Origin of the sequence: Pseudoalteromonas sp. Angola-4, from assembly GCF_028599265.1 — a bacterium.
GTDB lineage: Bacteria > Pseudomonadota > Gammaproteobacteria > Enterobacterales > Alteromonadaceae > Pseudoalteromonas > Pseudoalteromonas atlantica.
The window spans coordinates 1-547 of record NZ_JAQREK010000056.1 but is presented as its reverse complement, the minus strand read 5'-3'; the positions used below and the strand labels follow the sequence as shown (position 1 = coordinate 547).

The following is a 547-nucleotide window of genomic DNA, read 5'->3' as shown; positions in this document are numbered from 1 at the left end:
CGCCTTGTATCTCTCGTTGATAAATGATTAGCTATCATTTATCACATCGAAGTCAGTGAGCTTGCCTTTGCGCCTAGTATTTAATACTGCTCCGTAGATAAAGCCCTGACTTTCTATTCTCACAAACTGAATGGTATCCAAGCACACTTTTATTTAAGTAGATGCTGTATGTACAAGGGGAGTAAGTAGAGATGATGTTTATCGGCATTGATATTAGTAAAGAGAAAATTGATTTATCGTGGTTGAGAGACCAGCTTACAAACAAGATTAAAACAAAAGTCTTTAAAAACAAGCATCAAGACTTTGAGAAAATAGAAAAATGGCTTTTAAATACAACTAAAAGCGTTGCTAGTGAGCTTGTTATCACCCTCGAACCAACGGGTGTTTATCATGAAGCACTGATGTATTTTTTACATGAGCAAGGCTTTAATATTATTTTAGCGAATACAGGCAAAGCGAAAAAGTATGCTGACGCGTTAAACATAATTCATAAAACAGACAAATCTGATGCAACGATGCTTGCCCACTACGGCTGTGCAAAGCACGC

The 547-nt window shown here is 36.9% G+C and carries 1 protein-coding gene; it reads left to right on the top strand.

Translation table 11 applies throughout. The annotated features are described in order from the left end of the window. Positions 1-191 precede the first annotated feature (191 nt). Positions 192-547, top strand: a 356-nt coding sequence (locus PSH48_RS20750) for an IS110 family transposase (protein WP_273612298.1), incomplete at its 3' end; no start/stop codon positions are given.